General features: G+C 62.7%; 15 protein-coding genes. 11 read left to right on the top strand and 4 right to left on the bottom strand.

All coding sequences use genetic code 11. From position 1 onward, the window contains the following. Positions 1 to 5 precede the first annotated feature (5 nt). The 9 genes from ACP7D4_RS09390 (at position 6) to ACP7D4_RS09350 (ending at position 14,381) form a co-directional block, all read left to right on the top strand. On the top strand, positions 6 to 971 hold the full coding sequence (locus tag ACP7D4_RS09390) for a GlxA family transcriptional regulator (protein WP_426208789.1): 966 nt from the start codon (positions 6 to 8) through the stop codon (positions 969 to 971). 334 nt (positions 972 to 1,305) lie between these two features. Beyond that, the gene (gene astC / locus ACP7D4_RS09385) at positions 1,306 to 2,559 is read left to right on the top strand and encodes an acetylornithine/succinylornithine family transaminase (RefSeq protein WP_426208787.1); all 1,254 of its coding nucleotides are present in this window, start codon (positions 1,306 to 1,308) and stop codon (positions 2,557 to 2,559) included. Positions 2,560 to 2,650: 91 nt separating this feature from the next. Further along, complete coding sequence (locus ACP7D4_RS09380) at positions 2,651 to 3,682, top strand: arginine N-succinyltransferase (RefSeq protein ID WP_426208785.1); 1,032 nt, start codon at positions 2,651 to 2,653, stop codon at positions 3,680 to 3,682. A 22-nt stretch (positions 3,683 to 3,704) separates the two neighbouring features. Continuing rightward, positions 3,705 to 4,739: an arginine N-succinyltransferase gene (gene astA, locus ACP7D4_RS09375; protein ID WP_426103854.1), complete on the top strand. Its 1,035-nt coding sequence runs from the start codon at positions 3,705 to 3,707 to the stop codon at positions 4,737 to 4,739. Further along, the gene (gene astD / locus ACP7D4_RS09370) at positions 4,732 to 6,201 is read left to right on the top strand and encodes a succinylglutamate-semialdehyde dehydrogenase (protein ID WP_426103853.1); all 1,470 of its coding nucleotides are present in this window, start codon (positions 4,732 to 4,734) and stop codon (positions 6,199 to 6,201) included. The genes astA and astD overlap by 8 nt, the downstream gene beginning before the upstream one ends. 20 nt (positions 6,202 to 6,221) lie before the next feature. Then, positions 6,222 to 7,565, top strand: a complete 1,344-nt coding sequence (astB, locus tag ACP7D4_RS09365; protein WP_426208783.1) for an N-succinylarginine dihydrolase — start codon at positions 6,222 to 6,224, stop codon at positions 7,563 to 7,565. A 120-nt stretch (positions 7,566 to 7,685) separates the two neighbouring features. After that, positions 7,686 to 12,398 (top strand): NAD-glutamate dehydrogenase domain-containing protein, encoded by a 4,713-nt coding sequence (locus ACP7D4_RS09360; protein ID WP_426208781.1) that lies wholly within the window; start codon positions 7,686 to 7,688, stop codon positions 12,396 to 12,398. 1 nt (position 12,399) lies between these two features. Continuing rightward, positions 12,400 to 13,389 (top strand): succinylglutamate desuccinylase, encoded by a 990-nt coding sequence (locus tag ACP7D4_RS09355; RefSeq protein WP_426103850.1) that lies wholly within the window; start codon positions 12,400 to 12,402, stop codon positions 13,387 to 13,389. A gap of 119 nt (positions 13,390 to 13,508) precedes the next feature. Further along, entirely contained in the window at positions 13,509 to 14,381 is an 873-nt protein-coding gene (locus ACP7D4_RS09350; protein ID WP_426208779.1) for a head GIN domain-containing protein, read from the top strand. A gap of 31 nt (positions 14,382 to 14,412) precedes the next feature. Here the strand turns inward: ACP7D4_RS09350 and ACP7D4_RS09345 are convergent, their stop codons facing one another. After that, positions 14,413 to 15,600, bottom strand: coding sequence for a globin domain-containing protein (locus ACP7D4_RS09345; RefSeq protein ID WP_426103848.1), 1,188 nt, complete (start codon positions 15,598 to 15,600; stop codon positions 14,413 to 14,415). Between the two features lie 300 nt (positions 15,601 to 15,900). On the opposite strand from ACP7D4_RS09345, the gene ACP7D4_RS09340 reads away from it, so the two are divergent. Both ACP7D4_RS09340 and ACP7D4_RS09335 read left to right on the top strand, forming a co-directional pair. Beyond that, positions 15,901 to 16,809 carry a DUF2167 domain-containing protein gene (locus tag ACP7D4_RS09340; protein ID WP_426103847.1) on the top strand — a complete coding sequence of 303 codons (909 nt, stop codon included), beginning with the start codon at positions 15,901 to 15,903 and terminating at the stop codon, positions 16,807 to 16,809. Between the two features lie 138 nt (positions 16,810 to 16,947). Then, positions 16,948 to 18,393 carry an APC family permease gene (locus tag ACP7D4_RS09335; protein WP_426208777.1) on the top strand — a complete coding sequence of 482 codons (1,446 nt, stop codon included), beginning with the start codon at positions 16,948 to 16,950 and terminating at the stop codon, positions 18,391 to 18,393. A gap of 359 nt (positions 18,394 to 18,752) precedes the next feature. Here the strand turns inward: ACP7D4_RS09335 and ACP7D4_RS09330 are convergent, their stop codons facing one another. The 3 genes from ACP7D4_RS09330 to ACP7D4_RS09320 all read right to left on the bottom strand — a co-directional run bounded on the left by ACP7D4_RS09330 (position 18,753) and on the right by ACP7D4_RS09320 (position 22,701). Further along, positions 18,753 to 20,912 carry a S46 family peptidase gene (locus ACP7D4_RS09330; protein WP_426208775.1) on the bottom strand — a complete coding sequence of 720 codons (2,160 nt, stop codon included), beginning with the start codon at positions 20,910 to 20,912 and terminating at the stop codon, positions 18,753 to 18,755. 179 nt (positions 20,913 to 21,091) lie between these two features. Next, positions 21,092 to 22,369 (bottom strand): phospholipase D-like domain-containing protein, encoded by a 1,278-nt coding sequence (locus ACP7D4_RS09325; RefSeq protein WP_426103844.1) that lies wholly within the window; start codon positions 22,367 to 22,369, stop codon positions 21,092 to 21,094. A 62-nt stretch (positions 22,370 to 22,431) separates the two neighbouring features. Beyond that, complete coding sequence (locus ACP7D4_RS09320; protein WP_426103843.1) at positions 22,432 to 22,701, bottom strand: GlsB/YeaQ/YmgE family stress response membrane protein; 270 nt, start codon at positions 22,699 to 22,701, stop codon at positions 22,432 to 22,434. Positions 22,702 to 22,815: the final 114 nt, after the last annotated feature.

The raw sequence follows: 22,815 nt of genomic DNA, 5'->3' as shown, positions 1-22,815 counted from the left end.
GCCGCATGCCACTTACCAAACTCTCCCGCCTTGCCCAGGAAAAGCCGCTGCGCGTGCTGCTGATTAACGCCGGCGAGCCGGACACGCTGACCTGGTCGGGCCTGTACCAGCCGCTGCGCCTGGCCGCCAAGATTGTCGGCCCCGAGCGGCTGCACGTGGACGTGCGCAGCCCCGATAAATTTGTCGGCGGCGACCAGTCGCACTGGCACCTGGTGTTACTGGTGGCTGACGAAGCGCAGGCATCGCTGAAACCGGCCAACAGCCGCAAGCTGATCGAGCGCTGCCGCGCCGCGCCGTTTTGGGGCGGGGTGGGGGCGGGCGTGCTGTGGCTGGCCGACGCGGGCGTGCTCAACGGCGTGCGCACGGCGCTGCCGTGGGCCTTGTATGTGGATGTCGACAGCATCGCCGACCACGCGCTGTTTACGCCGCATCTGTATGAAGTGGACGAGCACCGGCTGACCTGCTGCGGCGGCGCGGCCAGCATCGACTTTGCCTTGACGCTGGTGGAAACGCTGTTTGGCGCCGGCGTGCAGGCCCAGATCAAGGAAACGCTGTGCGTGGACCGGGTGCGCGGCAAGGAAGAGCGGCAGCGGGTGGCGCTGCAGGCGCGTTTTGGCGCCTTGCAACCGAAGCTGACGGAAGCGGTGACGCTGATGGAGTCGAACATTGAAGAGCCGCTATCGACGGATGACATTGCCAACCTGGTCGGCATTTCCCGGCGCCAACTTGAACGCCTGTTCAAACAATATCTTGGCAGCCTGCCGTCGCGCTACTACTTGGAGCTGCGACTGCAAAGGTCCCGCCAGTTGCTACTTGACACCCACTATTCGATCGTCCAGGTGGGGCTGATGTGTGGCTTCTCGAGCGGCTCGCATTTCTCGACCGCATTTGGCGCCTTGTTCGGCCACACCCCCCGCGAAGAGCGCCAGCGCAAACTCGCCCCCCCCCCATTGGGGTCAGACCTCAATTAATAAATTTCCTGAAATTGGAGGTCTGACACCAATTAAGCAACGAATTTGGCGAAAAATGGGCTTCGTTGTTCGTCTTCGGAGATCAATGGCGTGTCTGGAAATGCGAATGTCGGCCGGTCGCGATCAAACAATAAAAACAATGGGGACAGACCTCCAGTTTGAAGAAATTTTTTAATCGAGGTCTGACCCCGGGGGTGGGGGCTGTTGGTGGTGGGCAAAAATGAAAATGCTTGTCGCGTATTCAAAAGATGTTTGGGGCCGGCGTTCTTATAATGGGTCGATGCATCCAGCGGTTTCGGCCGGATGCGCCCCCTAACATTGGATGAGGATTGCCATGAACGCTAAGCTTGATTCCGCTACGACAACCCGCCCTGTTACCAGGCAGACTTTCGACGACGTCCTCGTGCCAACCTACGCGCCCGCCGCGATGGTGCCCGTGCGCGCCGCCGGACTCGACCTGTGGGATCAAAATGGTAAGCATTACCTCGACTTCACGTCCGGCATCGCTGTCTCGTCGCTCGGCCATTGCAACCCGACCCTGGTCGCCGCGCTGACCCAGCAGATCAACAGCCTGTGGCACCTCGGTAACGGCTACACCAATGAGCCGGTCCTGCGCCTGGCGCTCGCGCTCACCGAAGCCACTTTTGCCGACCGCGCTTTCTTTTGCAACTCGGGCGCGGAAGCGAACGAAGGCGCCTTGAAGCTGGCGCGCAAGTACGCCCACACCAAGTTCGGCCCCCACAAGTCGCGCATCATTTCGTGCCTGTCGTCGTTCCACGGCCGCACGCTGTTTACCGTGTCCGTCGGCGGCCAGCCCAAGTACACCGAGGGCTTCGAGCCGCTGCCGCAAGAAATTCACCACATTCCCTACAACGATATCGACGCTGCGCGCGCCGCCATTGGCGACGATGTCTGCGCCGTGATCGTGGAACCGATCCAGGGCGAAGGCGGCGTCATTCCGGGCAATCCGGAATACCTGCAGGCGCTGCGCGAATGCTGCGACAAGGTCGGCGCGCTGCTCATTTTCGACGAAGTCCAGTCAGGCGTGGGCCGCACCGGCGCGCTGTACGCGTACATGGACAAGGGCGTCACGCCCGACATCCTGACTACCGCCAAGGCCCTCGGCAACGGCTACCCGATCGGCGCCATGCTGACCACCAACGAGATCGCCGCGCACTTCGGCGTCGGTTCGCACGGCACCACCTACGGCGGCAATCCGCTGGCCGCCACCGTGGCGCTGAACGTGATCGACATGATCAACCAGCCAGCTTTCCTGGCGCGCGTAAAAGAAGCGTCGGCCAAGATCTTTGCCAACCTCACCCAGCTCGCGGTCGACTTTCCGCAGGTGTTCGGCCAAGTGCGCGGTTCGGGCCTGCTCATTGGTCTGCCGGTCGCCGAGCCGTTCAAGGGCCGCGCCAAGGACATCACCAAGGCGTGCGAAGCGATGGGCCTGATGCTCTTGATCGCCGGCCCCGATGTGGTGCGCCTGGCGCCCGCCCTGATCGTCACCGACGCGCAAATTGACGAAGCGGACCGCATCATGCGCGCCGCCGTCGCCGGCATGCTGCAAACGGCGCCTGCCAAGTAAGCCCAACTGGCCTGCCCCGCACGCGCGGGGCTGGTCGTTCAAGCTGGTTCAAGCAAGTTCAAGCAAGTCGCTAGTCCTTTAGGGAGCTCCCATGTTTGTTGTTCGTCCGGTTGAACTTACGGATATCGACGCCCTCGAAACGCTGCTGGCCGGGGCCACGCGCGGCGTGCACACGCTCCCCAGGACGCGCGAGAAAATCGCCGTCGCGGTCGAGCGCTCCATCGCATCGTTTGCCGCCCATGTCGACATTCCAAGCGAAGAGTCGTACGTCTTCGTGCTGGAACAGCAGTCGAGCGGCGCCATCGTCGGCACCGCCGCCATTTTCGCGTCGGCCGGTTCCAACGGCACCTATTTTTCGTTTCGCAACGACGTCATCCAGCAAGTCTCGCGCGACCTCAATATCAGCCACAGCGTGCATGCGCTCACGCTCTGTTCGGAGCTGACTGCGTATTCGCAGCTGTCCGGTTTTTACCTCAATGACCGCGCCCACGCCGGCCTTGAAGCGGGCCTGCTCTCTCGCGCGCGCTTGCTGTTCGCGGTGCTCGCGCCGCACCGCTTTGGCGACCGCTTTTTCGTGCCGCTGGCAGGCGTCACCGACGCCAACGGCCAGTCGCCGTTCTGGGAGGCGCTGGGCCGCAAGTTCTTCAAGATGGATTTTCTAGATGCTGAAAAAGTCATCGGCGGGGCGCGCAACCGCACCCTGATCGTCGAACTGATGCCGCACTATCCGGTCTATGTGCCGCTGCTGCCTGGCGACGCCCAGGCCGCCATGGGCCAGATCCATGCCGACGGTGAACTTGCCTTCAGCCTGCTGACCGAGGAAGGTTTCGAAGCTGACGACTACGTCGACATTTTCGACGGCGGCCCGATCCTGCAAGCCCACAAAAACAGCCTGCGCTCGTTCTCCGGCTCCATGCTGCGCCGCGTGCTGCATGCCGAACCTGGCAATTCGTCGGACTTGATGGTCACCTATGCGATTGCCGCCAGCTGCGAGGAAAACTTCCGCGCCGTCACCGCGTCGTGTCCGACCGCCGACAGCGGCGAGACCGTCAGCCTGACCCAGGAAGTCCAGGACGCGCTGATGGTGGTGCCGGGCGAAAACGTCATCTGCGTCAGAATCTGACAGAGAAAAAAGAGAGAACCCTATGCTAGTTGTACGCGCAATCACCGCAGCGGACCTGGACCCGCTGATCGACTTGGCGAAGCAGGTCGGCAGCGGCATGACCACCCTCAAGCCGGACCGCAAGATGCTGGGCGACCGCGTGACGGTAGCCGTGGCTTCGTTCGCAGGCACCATCCCGCCCGAGCAGCGCGACTACATGTTCGTGATGGAAGACACTTCCAGTGGCCGCCTGGCCGGCATCTGCGCGATCAAGGGCGCGGTGGGCCTGGATGAGCCGTTTTATAACTACCGCATCGGCACCCTGGTCCATTCCAGCCACGAGCTGAACGTGTTCAGCCGGATGGACACGCTCTACCTGTCCAACGACCTGACCGGCGCGACCGAACTGTGCTCGCTGTTTTTGCACCCCGATTACCGCAGCGGCAACAACGGCAAGTGGCTCTCGAAAAGCCGGTTCCTGTTCATCGCCCAGTTCCCGCATCTGTTCACCGAAAAGCTGATCGCCGAAATGCGCGGCTACCAGGAAGAAGACGGCCGCTCGCCTTTCTACGAAGGCCTGGGCCGCCACTTCTTCAAGATGGATTTCAACCATGTCGACCATTTGACGGCGATAGGCAAGAAGTCCTTCATCGCCGAGCTGATGCCGCGCCAGCCGATGTACGTGGCCTACCTGCCGGACGACGCCCAGGAAGTGATCGGCAAGGTGCACCGTTCGACGGCGCCCGCGCGCCGGTTGCTGGAACAGGAAGGCATGCACTTTGAAGGCTACGTCGATATTTTTGACGCCGGCCCGGTGCTGCAGGCGCGCGTGTCCGAGCTGCGCGCACTGCGCGACAGCACGGTGGCGATTGCCGACCCATCTGCAGTGTCAACTGATGCCGAGCCGCTGCTGGTGTCGAACACCAGGCTGGAAGACTTCCGCATGATCGTCACCCACGCCAATCCCGTCGCCGGCAAGATCGCCTTGACGGCGTCGGAGCTGGCATTACTGCACTGCCAAAGCGGCGATTCGATTCGCACGCTGTCACTTAGCGTAAGGAAGAATGTACATGTCTAACCTCAGCAATTTCATCAACGGCGCATGGCTGGCCGGGACCGGCCAGGAACTGGTGACGATCGATCCATCGACCGGCGCGCAGACCTGGTCAAGCAACGAGTCCACCGCGCAGGACGTGCAGAGCGCGGTGCAGGGAGCGCGCGCAGCGTTCGATGCCTGGGCCTTGACGCCCCTGGAAGAGCGCATCGCCGTGTGCACGCGCTATCGCGACCTGCTCAAGGAAAACGCGGAAGAGCTGGCGCAGACCATTGCCGAGGAAGTGGGCAAACCATTGTGGGAAGCGCGCAGCGAAGCGGCGATCATGGCCAACAAGGTCGACATCTCGATCCAGGCCTACGGCGCGCGCACCGGCGAAGTGGCGGCCAAGGTCGCCGACGGCAATGCCGTGCTGCGCCACCGTCCGCACGGCGTGTTCGGCGTCTTCGGTCCCTACAACTTCCCCGGCCACCTGCCCAACGGGCATATCGTGCCGGCCCTGATCGCCGGAAACACGGTGGTCTTCAAGCCCAGCGAATACGCGCCGCGCACCGCGATCAAGACGGTGCAGCTGTGGCAACAGGCCGGCCTGCCTGCCGGCGTGATCAACCTGGTCAACGGCGGGCGCGACACCGGCATCGCGCTGGGTAAAAACGACGGGCTCGACGGCGTGCTGTTCACCGGCAGCTGCCAGACCGGCGTGGCGCTGCACAAGCAGTTCGGCGGCCAGCCCGGCAAGATGCTGGCGCTGGAAATGGGCGGCAATAATCCGCTGGTGGTGTGGGACGTGCGCGATATCGACGCCGCCGTCCACCACGCCATCATGTCGGCGTTTATCTCGGCCGGCCAACGCTGCACCTGCGCGCGCCGGCTGGTGGTGGCCGATACCGAAGAAGGCGACGCCTTCATCGAGCGCCTGGTCGAAGTGGCGGCGACGCTCAGCGTTGGCGCCTCGAACGCCGAACCGCAGCCTTTCATGGGCCCGGTCGTCTCGGCAGCAGTGGCCGCGCGCCTGGTGCAAGCCCAGGCCGACATGGCCGCCAAGGGCGGCAAGGTGCTGCTACAAATGACGCAGCGCGATCCAAAGGCGGGCTTTGTCACGGCCGGCATCGTCGACGTCACCAACGCCAAGGGCATCCCTGACGAAGAGTGGTTCGGCCCGCTGCTGCAGATCGTGCGCGTGGCCGACTTTGACGCCGCGATCAAGGTCGCCAACAACACCGAATTCGGCCTGGCCGCGGCGCTGCTGTCGAACGACGAGGCATTGTGGAAGCAGTTCGCGGTGCAGGCGCGCGCCGGCATCATCAACTGGAACCGGCCGACGACCGGTGCGGCCAGCAGCGCGCCGTTTGGCGGCGTGGGCAAATCGGGCAACCACCGTCCCAGCGCTTACTATGCGGCCGACTACTGCGCGTATCCGGTCGCGTCGATCGAAACGAGTGAACTCGAAATGCCGGCCAAGCTGTCTCCAGGCCTCACGTTCTAGGACTACAGGACAACACCATCATGCCATCAGCACGCGAATACAACTTCGACGGCCTTGTCGGCCCCAGCCACAACTACGCCGGCCTGTCGTTCGGTAACGTGGCCTCGTTCTCCAACGTGAAAAGCGCGTCCAATCCAAGGCAGGCCGCCTTGCAGGGCCTGGCCAAGATGCGCGCGCTGGCCGCGCGTGGCTTTGCCCAGGCGCTGCTGCCGCCGCAGTCGCGTCCCAACTTTCGCCTGCTGCGCTCGATCGGCTTTGGCGGCACCGACGCCGACGTGCTGGCGCGCGCCTACCGCGAGGCGCCCGTGATCCTGGCCTGCGCCTACTCTGCTTCGCCCATGTGGACCGCCAACGCGGCAACCGTCAGCCCGTCCGCCGACACCTTCGACGGACGCACCCACTTCACCGCCGCCAACCTGAACAACAAGCTGCACCGCGCCGACGAGCATGCCCAGTCGAGTCGCACGCTGCGCGCCTTGTTCAGCGACGAAAAGCACTTTGCGGTGCACGCGCCGCTGCCGTCGACGCCGGCGTTCGGCGATGAAGGCGCGGCCAACCACACCCGCTTGTGTGCCGAACATGGCGCCAGGGGTGTCGAATTTTTCACCTACGGGAAGGTCGAATTCGACCCGTCCGCACCAAGCCCGAAAAAATACCCGGCACGCCAGACCATGGAAGCGTCGCAAGCCATCGCGCGCCTGCATGGCCTGGATGCGGCGCGCACCGTGTTCGCGTCCCAGAATCCGGATGTGATCGACCAGGGCGTGTTCCACAATGACGTCATCGCGGTCGGCAACGGCAACGTGCTGTTTTATCACGAGCAGGCGTTTCACGATGAAGCGGCCGTGCTCAATAAACTGCGCGCGGCGCTGGACGGCGTGGGCGCGCAACTCAACCCGATTCGCGTCGATACGCGCGTGGTGTCGGTCGGCGACGCGGTGGCCAGTTACCTGTTCAACAGCCAGTTGCTCACCAAGCCGGATGGCAAGATGGCACTGGTCATTCCCCAGGAGTGCGAGGAAAACCTGGCCGTGGCGCGCTACCTCGAGCAGCTCGTCGCCAGCGACGGTCCGATCGATGAACTGATTCACTTCGACCTGCGCCAGAGCATGCGCAACGGCGGCGGACCGGCGTGCCTGCGCTTGCGCGTGGCGCTTACCGAACTGGAAGCGGGCGCCATGCACCAGAACGTGATCATGACCGAGGCGCTGTACGCCACGCTGGTCGAGTGGGTCGGCAAATACTACCGCGACCAGCTCGACCCCAAGGACCTGGCCGACCCGCAGCTGGCGATCGAATGCCAGCTGGCGCTGGAGGAACTGATGCGCATTCTCGCGCTGCCTTCACTTTACGACCTGACGTAGAATACGCCCACTCGAAAATTATGACTGGACGGGCCAACCCCGTTCGCCAATAAATGCGCAGACGTACCGCCACAAGCAGGCGCGCATGCGACGAATACAACCAAGTATTGGAGATGCAAGATGAAACAGATGCCACAAGATTTGCGCAAACAGACGCTTGACCTGATCAACGCCAACCATGGCGCCGCAGACGGCAGCCCGGTCGCAGCCCTGATCGGCGCCTGGCTTGCATCGCTGGACGATGAAGACCTGTCCGGCACCTCCCCCGACGCGCTCGCGCCGGTGCTGCACGACGGCTTCACGCAGGCGGCCGGGCGCACCGTCCAGGGCTGCCAGATCGCCCAGTTGCGCCACTCCGATGGCCGCGGCGGCATGGCTACTGCCTTGCTCATCCTGAACGACGACATGCCTTACCTGGTCGATTCGATCGTCATGGCAATGCGCAAGCAGCGCGTGGCTGTCACCGGCGTCATGAATTCCGTGCTGGCCGTGCGGCGCGATGCGGCGGGCGCTGCAGTGGCCGTCGGCGAAGCCGGCGCACCGCTGGAATCGTATGTATTGTGCCTGCTGGCCGAAGACTTGCTGGCCGACGAACTGGCCGCGCTGGTCGCGCGCCTGCAGATGGTCGCGCGCGACGCGGCCATCGTGCGCCGCGATGCGGTGGCCATGGCTGACCGCCTGACCTCCGTGGCCGCAGCGGCCGCCATGAACGGCACCGAAGGCCAGGAAGCGGCGGCGTTTCTCGAGTGGGCTAAAAACGAAGGCTTCGAGCTGTTCGGCTACGCGTATTACGTCGTCAAGCCGGGCGTGCGCGAACTAGAGCGCGACATCCCGAGCCGCATCGGCGTCTTGCAAGACACGGCACACCCGGTCTACGGGACCTGCATCGCCAACATCCCGGGCGACTTTGAAACCCTGTCCAAGCGCGCCGACACGCTCTCGATCGTCAAGGCCGACGTCGAAGGCACGCTGCACCGCGACCAGCCGCTCGACTTTATCGGCGTGCGCGACACCGACGCCCAGGGCAATATCCGCGGCGAGCATTGCTTCGTCGGCCTGTTCACCCGCGCCGCCACCGCAACGCCGCTGGCGCGCCTGCCGTTTGCGCGCGGCCGCGTGGCCAAGGTCCTGAGCCTGGCCGGCGTGCGCCAGGAAGGCTTTCGCGCCGAAAAATTCCTCGAAATTCTCGAATCGCTGCCGCGCACCGAAGCGCTGGAGTCCGATCCCGAATGGCTCTCGCAAGTGTGCAGCTCGGTCGTGTCGCTGTACAAGCAACCGCGCGCCAAGGTGTTCGCGCGGCGCGACGTGTATGCGCGCCACCTGAACGTGCTGGTCTACCTGCCGCGCGAGCGCTACAGCGCCGCCGTGGCCGCCGCCCTGGCCAGCGCCCTGAAGGAAAGCTCGGGCGCGCTGGACGTGCGTTCGCAGACCCTGGTGGCCGACGGCCCGCTGGCCCGCGTCTACCTGATCGCCCACGCCGCGCGCTACCCGCTCGACCTGGAAACGGACATCCAGCGCCCGCTGCTGTCGGTGCTCGACGGCTGGCACGACAAGTTCGCCGCGCTGACCGACAATGTGTTCGACATGGGCACCCGCCGCAGCCTGCGCAAACTGTGCTCCACGCTGCCGGTCAATTATGTCACCGCGACCGCGCCGGAAGTGGCCTTCCACGACCTGAACGCGCTGCTGCACAACGGCCATGAAGGCCACGTTGCCGTGCGCGTGCTGGCCGACGATGCCGGCAGCGCCACCGTGCGCCTGTATTCGGTGGGCGCTGTGCCGTCGCTCTCGCGCATCCTGCCGGCATTGCAAAATGCCGGCGTGGCGATCGACCGCGAGCAGACCTACTCGATCGTGCTGGCCGACGGTTCCAGGCGCTTTGTCACCAGCCTGGCGGTGGATGCCGACAGCGCGGCGAAGCTGGCCAGGCCGAACATTGTGGAAGTGGCGCAGGAGCTGTTTGCGTCGCTGTTCAACGATGAAGCCGAAGACGGGCGCTTGAATGGCCTGGTCATCGAAGGCGGGCTGTCGACGCGTGAAGTGCAGCTGGTGCGCGCCTACATCGGTTACTGGCGCCAGACCGGCAGCAAGTTTTCGGTGCGCTACATGGCCGACACGCTGCGCCGCCAGCCGGGCATGGTCAAGGAGCTGGTGGAATACTTCATCGCCCGCTTCGACCCATCGCTGCCTGAAGCCGAGCGCGTCGCCACGGCCGACAAGATCCGGTCCGTCAAGAAGCGCCTGGCCGCGGTCAACCATGCCGACACCGAGGAAATCCTGGCCGCGCTGGTCGACCTGATGCTCGCCACCGTGCGCACCAACTACTTCCAGAACGACCAGCAGGGCGACAAGATCATCTTCAAGTTCGACACCAGCAAGCTGGCGCTGGTGCCCGAGCCGCGTCCGTACCGCGAAATCTACGTGTTCTCGCGCCGCTTCGAAGGCCTGCACCTGCGCGGCGGCCCGGTCGCCCGCGGCGGCCTGCGCTGGTCGGACCGGATGGAAGACTACCGCACCGAAGTACTGGGCCTGGTCAAAGCGCAGATGGTCAAGAACGCGGTCATCGTGCCGGCCGGTTCCAAGGGCGGCTTTGTCTGCAAGCAGATGCCGAAAGACGCGGTGCGTGAAACCATCGCGGCTGAAGGCGAGGCCGTCTACCGCCTGTTCATCTCCAGCCTGCTGGAAGTGACCGACAACCGCGTGCGCGGCGAGATTGTGCCGCCCCAGGACACCGTGCGCTACGACCAGGACGATCCATACCTGGTGGTGGCCGCCGACAAGGGCACGGCAACGTTCTCCGACATTGCCAACAGCATCGCCGTCAAGCGCGGCTTCTGGCTGGGTGACGCGTTTGCGTCGGGCGGCTCGAACGGCTACGACCATAAAAAAATGGGTATCACCGCCAAGGGCGCGTTCGAAGCGGTCAAGCGCCACTTCTACGAGATGGACCATGACATGAACACCACCCCGATCACCATGGTCGGCGTGGGCGACATGTCGGGCGACGTGTTCGGCAACGGCGTTCTGCTGTGCCGCCAGCTGAAGGTGCTGGCCGCGTTCGACCATCGGCATATCTTCCTTGACCCGGCGCCGGACGTCGCCGTCTCGTTCGCCGAGCGCGAGCGCATGTTCGCGCTGCCACGCTCTTCGTGGGAAGACTACAACAAGGCGCTGATCTCGCAGGGCGGCGGCGTATTTCCGCGCACCGCCCGTTCGATTGAACTGACGCCCCAGGTGCGCGCCGCGCTCGACATCGAAGAGAGCGTGCTCACGCCGGAAGAACTGATGCACCGCATCGTGCTCGCGCCCGTCGACCTGTTCTACAACGGCGGCATCGGCACCTATATCAAGGCCTCGACCGAAACCAACGCGCAGGTCAAGGACCGCGCCAACGACCATATTCGGGTCAATGGCAACGCGCTGCGCTGCAAGGTGGTGTCCGAAGGCGGCAACCTGGGCGCCACGCAGAACGGCCGGATCGAGTTTGCGCTGGCCGGTGGCCGTATCTTCACCGACGCGATCGACAATTCGGCCGGCGTGGATTGCTCTGACCATGAAGTGAACGTCAAGATCTGGCTCGACACCGAAGTGAACGCCGGCCAGTTGCCGGAAGTGGACCGCAACCGCATCCTCAACGACATGACCAGCGAGATCGAAGAGCTGGTCCTGCGCGACAACAAGCAGCAGACCCACTTGCTCACGCGCGAAGTGCAATCGCAGGTGCATCCTGAAGTGGTGGATGGCTACGCGGCGCTGATCGCCAGCCTTGAAGCGGAGGGTGCGCTCTCGCGCGAACTGGAACAGCTGCCAAGCGACGCCGAACTGCAGCGCCGCAAGGCGGGCGGCATTGGTCTGACGGCGCCGGAACTGGCGGTCGTCATTGCCAACGTCAAGAACCGTTTCAAGCGCATCATGGCGACCTTGCCTTTGACCGAACTGCCATGGGCCGAGTCGGTGCTCAAGCCTTATTTCCCGACCCAGCTGGTGGCCACCCGCAACGCGCTGGCGCATCCGCTGGCCAATACCATCCTGGCCACGGTGCTGGCCAATGAAGCGGTCAACCGCTGCGGCCCTTTGATGATCCGCGACCTGGCCGTGGAGCATTCGGTGGACGAGTCGGATGTGGTCAAGGCCTGGGGCCAGTCGTGGTCGGCGCTGCACCTGGCGCCGGTGTTCGCCGCGCTCGACGCGGACGCGCTCAACGTGCCGCGGGCAGTGTCGATCAAGGTCGACGCCCGCACCCGCGTACTGTTCAAGGCCATCATCGAAGGCGTGCTGTCGGTTCCCGTGGATTTGCAGCGCGGCGCCGGCGGCATGCAAGAACTGTCACGCCTGTTTGCCGAGCCGGAAATGCTGCGCCAGCTGATGCCGTTCAAGGCCGAGGCGGACGAATACCCGGCGCTGGCGTCTTCGTTCACCCAGGCGTGGAAAGCGGTGGATGCGATCGAAGCGGTCGCCACATTCCTGTTTGCGGCGGTGTCGGTGCAGCGCCCGGCCGGCATGTCGCTGGCCCAGTTCCTGCAAGTTGGCATGGCGCTGCGCGGCCAGGCCGGCATCGACACGCTGGAGCGCGGCCTGAAGCTGGCCGCCCACTCCAAGTCGCAGGAACAGTTGCGCAGCTACGCCACGCAAGCGCTGCGCCGCACGCAGCAGCGCTTGTTGCTGCAGGTGCTGGGCCGCTCGTCGAGCGGCGGCGACGCCATGGAAGCGGTGGAATTGGTCACCAACAGCATGGGCCTGGCCGGCTACGCGCCTGCGCTCGAACTGGAGCAGGCGATGCTGGACGTGTGGGCGCTGTCCGAGGCCACCACGTCGGTCCCGGTGGCGGCATAAGATGCCTACCCCGGGAGCATTGCCAGAGGCCGTGCGCGCACTGGCCGAAGCTGATTTCGGCGCCGTCGCGCAGCGCTTTGTCGCCGCCGGTTTCACCGTGCTCCAGAGCGCCAAGGGCATCCTGAGCATCAAGGGCGATGCTGCGGCGGCGCGCGCCGCCGTGGTGCTGTCGGTCGGCGTGCATGGGGATGAAACGGGGCCGATCGAAGTGGTGGCCCAGGTGCTCGAGGCCCTGTCGCAGGAGCCGCATGCGTTGGCGGTGGACCTGATGGTTTGCGTTGGCAATATCGACGCCATCGCGGCCGGCAAGCGCTTTATTGATGCGGACCTGAATCGGATGTTCCGTCCGGTGCGCGGCGCGCTGGCCGACGCGGCGGAAGCGGGGCGGGCGGACGCGATGATCGCCGCCACCGACGCGTTTTTCGACGGCGCCGGCCCAAAGCGCTGGCACCTGGACCTGCATACGGCGATCCGGCCGTCCGTCTATCCAACCTTTGCCATCGTGCCCGACCTGATCGCCGCCGGCGCCAAGAGCGCGCTGATTGGGTGGCTGGGGCAGGCGGCGATCGGCGCCATCATCATGAATCCGCAGTCGGCCGGCACCTACAGCTATTATTCGGCCGAGTTTCATGGCGCTGCCGCCAGCACGGTGGAGCTGGGGCGCGTTGGTACGCTGGGACAGAACGACTTGTCGCTGTTTGCCGACGTCCAGGCGGCGCTTGAAGACCTGCTGCGCGGCGCTGCGCCGGCCGCGCCAAAGGTGGAGCCGCATGTCTTCAAGGTGGCGCAGGAAATCATGAAGCTATCAAGCGGTTTTCAGATGGCCTTCGACCGCAGCACGCAAAACTTTACCGCGCTGCAGCAAGGCGACGTGATTGCCACCGACGGCGAGACGGTCTATCGCGTCCAACACGCCGAAGAACTGGTCGTGTTTCCCAATCCGGACGTGCGGGTTGGCCTGCGCGCCGGCTTGATGGTGGTGCGCAGCTGACGGCTCATTGCCCGTTTTATGCAGTTCGTCGCATTGCGGGGGGCGCTACATAGGCATTTTGTTAAGGTGAGACCACTGACGCAACTGCGTCGATTCTCCCACCTCAACAAAGGCACATCATGCGTCCACTGCTCGCCCTCACTTTAGTTGCCGCCGCCGCCCTGGCCGGCTGCGCCATCATCGTTGCGCCCAATGACGGCGACGTCTCGCTGCATACCGTCTTCGGCAAGGATGCCGTGGTTGGCGACGGCAAGGTGATGCTGGAGCGCCGCGCGGTGTCCGCCGGCCTGACCGAATTTGACATGAGCGGACCGCTGCAGGTCGAGCTGCGGGTGGGCCCGGCGCCGTCGCTGCAAGTGGAAGCGGACAGCAACCTGCTGCCGCTGATCCGCACCGAAAACACGGGCGCTGCGATGCGGGTCTGGGTGCAGGGCGGCGTGCGCACCAATAACAGCCTGCGCATCATCTACACCACGCCGCAACTGGGCCAGATCCGGGCGTCGGGCTCCGGGCGCCTGGTGGCTAGCGGCTTTAACGGCGGCGCGCTGACGCTGACCAAATCGGGTTCCGGCGAGAGCCAGCTGTCGGGGAAAGTGGGAAGCCTGAACATGGCGCTGAGCGGCTCGGGCAGCGTCAATGCGAGCGCCCTGCAAAGCGGGAACGCCAATCTTGAACTGAACGGCTCCGGGCGCCTGACCATGGGCGAGGTCAGGGCCGATGCGCTCAACGTCAAGGTGCATGGCTCGGGCGACATGCTCGCCAGCGGCGCGGCGACCAACGTCAATGCGCGCGTATTCGGATCCGGCGGCGTGAACCTGATGGCGCTGGCCAGCGAGCGCGCCGACTTGAGCACCAACGGCTCGGGCGACATCAGCGCGCGCGTGAGGCAGGCGCTGGTGGCCCAGACCAATGGCTCGGGCAGCATCACCGTGTATGGCGATCCGGCCCAGCGCAGCATCAGCGGCAAGCATGTTCACGTGGTGGCGAACTAGGCGAGCGACAAGGCCCGTCGTACCCGCGGACTTACTGCGTGAGGATATGCTCAAGCGCTTCCGGGCCGAACACTTCGCGATGCAGACGCGCGACCGGCACCCCGCAGGCGAGCAGCGCCTGCCACTGCGCCTGCATGAACGGCAGCGGTCCGCACAGGAAAACATCGGTCCCGGTGCGCTCCCACGCGGGCAGGCGCGCGACTTCCATCCGGCCTTCGAGCGCGCCGCCGCCTTCCTCATAGAAGGTTATTACTTGCAGATGCGGCATCAGCGCGCCGGCTGCCAGCAGGTCGGCCTGGTGCGCGTGGTGCGCCTGGCTGCGGGCGGCGTGGGCGAAGATCACGCGGCGCTGCGGATTGTGCTGCGCAATCCGGTTCAGGGCGGCGATCATCGGTGTGATGCCCACGCCGGCCGACAGCAGCACCAGCGGCTGGTCGGACTCGGTATCGATGGCAAAGTCCCCGCATGGGGGCGAGACCTGCAGCACGCTGCCTTCGCGCACATTCTGATGAATCCACTGCGATACCTCGCCGGCCGGCGTGCCGCTGCCGTGTTCGCGCTTGACCGAGATGCGCAGGCTGTCGGTGGCTGGCGCGTCCGACAGGCTGTACTGGCGAATCTGGCTGCGGCCATCGGCCAGGGGAACGGACACGCTCAGATACTGCCCGGCGTGAAATGCGCTCGCCGATCCGCCGTCCACCGGCGTCATGCGGATCGCCAGCACGTCCTCGCTTTCGCGCACCACGCTCGTTACGCGCATGGCGCGCTGCTGCCCGGGTTCGATGCCGGCGGCGGCATACATTTTCTGTTCGGCGGCGATGAATATATTGGCCAGGGCGCCGTAGGCTTCGGCCCATGCAGCGAGCAGCTCCGGCGTGGCCGCCTCACCGAGCGTGTGGGCGATGGCGCCGAGCAGGTGGCGCCCCACGATCGGATAGTGCTCGGCGCGTACGCCCACCGAGACATGCTTGTGCACGATGCGCTCGATCACGGGGCCGAGCTTGTCGGGGCTGCCGATGTTGGCGGCGTAGGCGAATACGGCCGAGGCGAGCGACTGCTGCTGCGAGCCATTGGCCTGGTTGCCCATGTTAAACAGGTTGGTCAGCGTCGGAATTTCGGCGAAGATATTCTTGTAAAAAGTCGTGGTGATGGCAACGCCGTGCTCGCGCAGCACCGGCACGCTGGCGTCGATATAGACGCGGGAGGCTGGGGAAATCATTGTGGTTGTGTCCTATATTGGTGCAGATCTATTGGCGCTTGCCTGCATGTTCAGCTTCGGCAAAAGACGTGAAGGGCGCGACGGCGAACCCGAAAGAAAAAGAATTCTATCAAAAGATGCATTTAACATGCAACATATCGTTGGGTGAACCGTGCGCCGGTTGCTCAGCTTGCACCTTGGACCGGCGCGCGCCGCTCGCCTGCGGGCGCGGCCAACATGTGGCTGATGCATTAATTAATTAAGATATGTGCAACAATTCCCGGTAGAATGATTGCTTCCCCCAACTACCGACCGTCCATCATGTTCAACGCCCTCAAACTTTCCCTGCTGTTGCTGGTCCTCGGCTGCACCGGCACGGCTTTCGCGCAGGAATCGGAGGCAGCCGTGATGACAGCGGAGCAAGTCGAAGCGTCGCTGACCTACAAGACCGGCAAGATCGCGCTGCCCGGCGGCTTGGCCACGCTGGATTTGCCGGCCGGCTTTCGCTACCTGAGCCCGGCTGATGCCGACCGCGTGCTGGTGCAGGGATGGGGCAATCCGCCCGACAACGACAAGACGCTGGGCATGATCGTGCCGGCCAATGCCAGCCCGCTGAGCCAGGCCGGGTGGGGCGTCTTGATTACTTACGAAGGCGACGGCCATGTCGCCGATAGCGATGCGGACACCATCAAGTACGACGAATTGCTCAAGGATATGCAGGCCGAGGTAGTGGAAAATAATGTCGCCCGCAAGGAGCAGGGCTATGCGGCGATGACGCTGGTGGGCTGGGCGGAAGCGCCGAGCTACGACAAGGTTCACAAGAAAATGTACTGGGCCAAGGAATTCAAGAGTGCAGGCAGCACCGGGACTGACCTCAACTACAACATCCGCGTGCTCGGCCGCCAGGGCGTGCTGGTCCTCAATGCCATTGCTAACATGCAGCAGATCGCGGCCATCAAACAGGAAATGAAGCACGTCACGGCGTTTACCGACTTCACGCCCGGCAACCGCTACGCTGATTTCAACGCATCGACGGACAAGACAGCTGAATACGGGCTGGCGGCACTGGTGGCCGGTGGCGTTGCCGCCAAGCTGGGTTTGTTCGGCAAGCTGTTCGCGCTCTTGCTGGCATTTAAGAAACTGATCATCCTCGGCGTGGGCGGCATCGGCGTGGCGATTGCGCGCTTTTTCAAGGGCAAATCGGAAGCGAAAGTCAATCTCGAGAAGTAAGCACAAGGGTGCGTGCGGCATGGCGTTGCGGGCAAGAGTCAGCCCCGTTTCCGTCCTCAAAGATGTGTATAAGTAAATGGCATTAGCACCTATAATCGCTGCTGCCATTGACCATTGCACCATATTAAGGATTGATCCGTGAATCAGACATTGGGCCAGAAGCTGTTCCGCACCAAAACGGCAAGCAAGCATCACGAAGGCGGCCTTGCCCGCACCATGGGGCTGTTCCCGCTGACAATGATTGGCGTGGGGGCGACCATTGGCACCGGGATTTTCTTCACGATGGTGGAAGCGGTGCCCAAGGCGGGCCCGGCGGTCGTGTTGTCGTTCCTGATCGCCGCGCTGACGGCCGGCCTCACGGCGCTGTGCTACGCCGAGCTGGCGTTCCGCATCCCCGCCTCGGGCTCGTCTTATTCGTTCGCCTACGCAACGCTGGGCGAATTCGCCGCCTTCATCATGGCCGCCTGTTTGCTGCTCGAGTACGGCCTAGCGGCAAGCGCCACGGCAATCGGCTGGTCCTCTTACCTGAACAATTTCCTGGAAAATGCCTTCGGCCTGCAAATCATGGAAGCCTTGCGCACGCCATTGTTTGTCGCCGGCAAGCATGGGCTGGAAATTCACGCCTGGCACATCAACTTGCCGCCCGTGCTGCTGATCATCTTGTGTGGCTTCCTGCTGATCCGGGGCACCAAGGAATCGGCCACGACCAACGCGGTGATGGTGCTGATCAAGCTGGCGATCTTGCTGTTTTTCGTCGTCATCGCGTTTTCCGGTTTTGACGCGTCGCACTTCACGCCTTTTTTCAATACCGATGACAGCAAGGGGATGGGCGGCATGGCGGGCGTGGCCGCCGGCGCCGGCTTGGTCTTTTTCTCGTTCATCGGGCTCGATACCGTGGCCACCGCCGGCGAGGAAGTGAAAAATCCGACGCGCAACGTTCCGATCGGAATCCTGGCCGCACTGGGCATCGTGACAGTGTTCTACATGCTCGTTGCGTTCGCGGCGATCGGCGCGCAAAAGGCGTCCATGTTCGAGGGCCAGGAGGCGGGCTTGTCGGTGATTCTGCAAAACGTGACCGGCAAGGCATGGCCGGCGCTGGTGCTGTCGGCCGGAGCCGTCATTTCCGTATTTAGCGTGACGCTGGTAACGATTTACGGACAGACCAGGATCCTGTACGCCATCAGCCGCGACGGGCTGATTCCGAAAACATTCCAGCACGTTAGCGCGCGCACCCAGGCGCCCGTCAGCAACACCGTCATTGTCTGCCTGGTGGTGGGGCTGGTGGCGGCGCTGGTCGATTCGAGCTTTCTGTGGGACATGGTCAGTATGGGAACGCTTACCGCCTTCATTGCGGTATCGATTGCCGTACCGGTGCTGCGCGCGCGCGAAGGCGAAGCGCTGACCAAGGGCTTTCGCGTACCGTTCGGGCCCTATCTGGTGCCGGGCATGAGCATCGCCGCCTGCCTGTACATCATGCACGGTCTGTCGCGCACCACCTACACCGTGTTTGCTGTCGTGATGGGTCTGGCGCTGGCCACCTACTTCCTGTACAGCATCCACCACTCCAAACTGAACGACGCCTGAGTTTCCCCAGCAAACTACCCCATCCGCGACACCCCCCACTTCGGGGTCAGACCACAGTGATGCAATAGTTGCATCGCTGAGGTCTGACCCCGATTTTGCATTGCTTTTCGCCGTAAAAATTGCCGTCACGTCTTTTTTGAACCCGTTCTTTTTATTATAGGAATGATTCAGGGCGATTTCTCTGCCAATGCGGAAGGTATTCGTGGATGCTGGCAATTTGTTGCTCCAAAACGGAGGTCTGACCCCAATTAAAAAACAATTTTAATGACGAGGTCTGACCCCAATTAAAAAACATTGTTGGGACGAAAAAAAGCCACGCGGCCTTGCGGCGACGTGGCGTTCGGTTGTGGCTGCGCTGCTTATTCCACGTTCATTTCTTTGAGCAGGTTGTCGGCTTTGTCGACATGCTTCATGTTCCACAGAATGTAGCGCACGTCGACCTGGATGTCGCGCGTGTTGGTCTTGTTGAAGTCCCAGTCGGAGATGATCGAGTCGAGCGTGCCGTCAAATGCCAAGCCGATGAATTCACCCTTGGCGTTGAGCGCTGCCGAACCGGAGTTGCCGCCCGTGATGTCCAACGTGGCCAGGTAGTTGACCGGCACCGTCTTGAGCTTGGCATCGACATACTTGCCAAAATCCTTGGACTGGATCGCGGCCAGCTGCGCTTGCGGTGCGTTGAATTCGCCTTCGCCCGTCGCTTTCGCCACCACGCCCTTGACGGTGGTGAAGGCGGTCCAGGATCCGGTGCCATCGGCGCCATATGGACGACCTGCAATGTTGCCGTAGGTGACGCGCAAGGTGCCGTTGGCGTCCGGGTAGACGGCGCGGCCCTTGCTGGTCATGTAGGCAATCTTCGCTTTCATATAGTTGGCGTAGGATTGCTGGATCTTGCCGCCAAGTTCCTCTTCTTCCGCTTCATCCTTCAAGCCTTGTTCGTACATGGCAACGGCTACCTTGATGAAGCTGTCGTTGCTGGTCTTGAAGTCTTCCGGCTTCTTGCCCAGCCACGCGGCGCGCTCGGGTGCAACGCCGAGTTTGGAACCGGCGTACAGGGTGTCGAGCATGGCGCGCAGTTCGGTCGCGGTCATGCCGTCGCGAATGCCCATGGCGCTGTCGAAGCCGGCGTCGCGCTGGTCTTTCGGCTGCGCGGCGTATTTGACGAGGCTGTTCATGACCAGCGCCTTGTCGACTTTTTCGTCGTAGGTGCGGTCGATGCCGGCCACGCTTGCCTGGAAGCGCTTGAGGTCGCGTTCCTGGAAGCCGGCACGCCGCTCGGCATTCGGCTTCACGCTCTCATTGGCCAGGCGGTACATCACGCGCGCGCTGTTGAGCAGGCGCGGCGCTGACGTGCCGAGGTAGAAGTCGCGCTTGGCCTTGGCGTCGCGCAGCGCGATCAATTGTTCGGCTTGCTCGATGTCGTTGGCGTACTGCGCCTTGCGGGTTGGATTGGCATTCACCCAGGCTTTCAGGTCCTTGTGCTCCTGCGTCTTGCGCGCCAGGAAGTCGCTGCCGGCGTAGCTGGTCAGCATGCCCTTGCGGTTTTTGTAGTAATTGTTGACACCGGCAACCTGGCCCGCGTACTTGAGCTTGGCATCAGGATTGGTCTTGGTCTCGCTCTCGATGGTGGCCAGCGTTTCAGCCGAACGTTGCACGAACGCGGGATAGTTCCAACCGAAGGTGTTGGCCACTTCGGACGGCAGGCGGTGGCGGTTGGTGGCGCCCGGATACCCCAAAGCCATGATGAAGTCGCCTTCCTTGACGCCTTCCTTGGCAATTTTCAAGTGCGTAGCCGGCTGGTAGGGGACGTTGTCCTTGGAAAAATCGGCAGCCTTGCCATCCTTGCTGACATAGGCGCGATAAAAGCCGTAGTCGCCGGTGTGGCGCGGCCACATCCAGTTGTCGGTGTCGCCACCAAACTTGCCCACGCCCGCCGGCGGCGCATGCACCAGGCGCACGTCGCGAATTTCCAGTTGCTTGATCAGGTAGAACTCCAGGCCGCCGTAAAAGCTCGAGACCGTGCAGCGGTGGCCGGCGTCTTTTTCGCACTCGGCAACCAGGCTCTTCTGGGCCTTTTCAATCGCGTCAACCCGTGCCTTGCCGCTCAGCTTGGCAACGTCGGCGCTGATGATTTTGTCGCTGACGTTGGTCACGCCCTTGGTGACATAGATGCGGCTGCCAGGCGAAGCCGGCAATTCTTCGGCCAGTGTCTTGGCCAGGAAACCGTTGGCCAGCAGGTCGCGTTCAGGCGTCGAGTTGACGGCCACGCTGTTGTACACGCAGTGGTGATTGGTGGCAACGAGTCCCATCGGCGAGACGAAGGAAGCCGAGCATCCGCCCAGGCTCACAATCGCGTTCATCGGGAATTCGGTCAGCTTGGTCAGCGTTGCCGGGTCGAGTTTCAAGCCGGCGGCTTTGAGCTGCTTGGCAATTTGCGGCAGCTGTTGCGGCATCCACATACCTTCGTCGGCATGGGCGCTTGCGATGCTAAGGATAGCGAGCGTGATCAGGGTCTTTTTCATTCGCGTTTCGTCTCATTATGGTCAGTCGGAACAGGGCACGCCTTTTGAGCGCCCTAGAGTATCCGCAGCGCCCATATTTTAGTCAATCAGATTTTGACCATGGCAGCGTTGAAGCGCGATTTATGTGCAATATATGCATGTTGTATGGACGCTGCGCGGCGGCGTCCCGACGGCGCAACTCACAACTGGTCGCCCACCAGCGCGGCGAGCTTGCCGGCCGCCTTGTCGAGGAACGGCCGGTCCAGCCAGGCGCCGTAGGTGATCGGCTTGGCCAGCTTCCAATCGTTGTTGAACACCGCAACCTGTTCCTTGGCGAAGACTGCATCGATAATATTCAGGTTTGCTTCATCATTTAAACTGAACGATCGGTTGTCGAAATTGGTCGAACCTACTGAAACCATCAGTGAGTCGACAACGAGCGCCTTCACGTGGTACATGGTCGGCTGGTATTCAGCAATTTGAATACCGGCGGCAAGCAGCGGCCCCCACGTGTCGTGGGATGCCGCACGGACGATGCGCGAGTCAATTGTGTCACCGGGCGTGATGATGCGCACTTTTACGCCGCGTTTTGCTGCGGCAACGAGTGCTTTGATGGTCAGCTCGTCCGGCACAAAGTAAGAACTCGACAGTTCAATCGTGCTTTGGGCTGCGGTGATCGACATTAGGTACATCAACAGCATGCTTTCGCTGCCGCCGCTGGGTGAACTGCTGAACATTTGCGCAGCGTGGCTTCCTTTCGCCGCCAGCGCGGGAAAGTACGGCTGGCCGTCGAGCACGACGCCGGTGGCCTTGGTCCAGTTTTCAGCAAACACGGCTTGCATTTGGCCCACTACCGGACCCTCGATCCGGAAGTGGGTGTCGCGCCAGTGTTCCTTGTCCTGGCCATTGCCACGCCACTGGTCGGCAATGCCGACGCCGCCCGTAAAGCCGATTTTTCCATCAACCACCAGCACTTTGCGGTGCGTGCGGTTGTTCAATTTTGTAAATTTCCACCAGACCGGCTTGTGATAACGATGGAATTTGACGCCGGCCGATTTCATCGCGTCCATCGCCGCATCGTCCATCTTCATGCTTCCGATAAAGTCGAGCAGCACATGCACCTTGACGCCCGCGCGCGCGCGTTCAATCAGTGCGTCGGAAAATTCCTTCCCGATCGTTTCCGACCAGTAGATATAGGTTTCGAACGTGATCGTCTGTTTCGCTTCGCGGATCGCCTTGAGCATGGAAGGGAAAATCTGGTCGCCGTTGAGCAGCACCTCCACCTGGTTTCCTTCAATGATCGGCGGACCGAGCAAGACACCCATGGAGCGACGAAATTGGGGGTCGTCCACGTTGTAAAGGCGCTGCAATTGCCGTTCAATTTTCTTCTCGCTTGGCATGAAGTTAAACGTCAGAAAGACGGCAAGCAGCGTTAACGCGGTGGCGATCAGGGCGGCCTTGAGGGATTTCGTTCTCATGACTAACTTTCGGGCAAAAAAAAACCAACGCCCAGGGCGTTGGTTAGTTGGGGTAAAGCATATTAACGCGCTTTTCCGCGACGCAAGAGATTTACGATGGCCAACAGAATCACGGCGCCGAGGAACGACACCAGCAGTGACGTGATACTGAAGTCATCGCGATTGATGGTGCCGGTGCCAAACAGCGGCGAGAGCAGCCAGCCGCCCAGGAAGGCGCCGACGATACCGACGACAACGTTCAGGATCATGCCTTGTTCAGCGTCCGTTTTCATGACCATGCTTGCCAGCCAACCCAAAATACCACCTACCACGATCCAGATGATGAATAACATGATTGATTCCTCCTATTAGTTAAAAAAGACCCCGAGCGCATTGCCGATTGCTGGGCCGTGGAAGCAGATTAAGGGTCGCTCGTTTCATGGTCGGTGCGGCAACGTACCAAAAAA

The organism is Massilia sp. TWP1-3-3 (genome assembly GCF_049897805.1).
In the GTDB taxonomy this organism is placed as follows: domain Bacteria; phylum Pseudomonadota; class Gammaproteobacteria; order Burkholderiales; family Burkholderiaceae_D; genus Telluria_A.
Note: the sequence above shows the minus strand (reverse complement) of the source record. Positions and strands in the feature narration are given on the sequence as shown.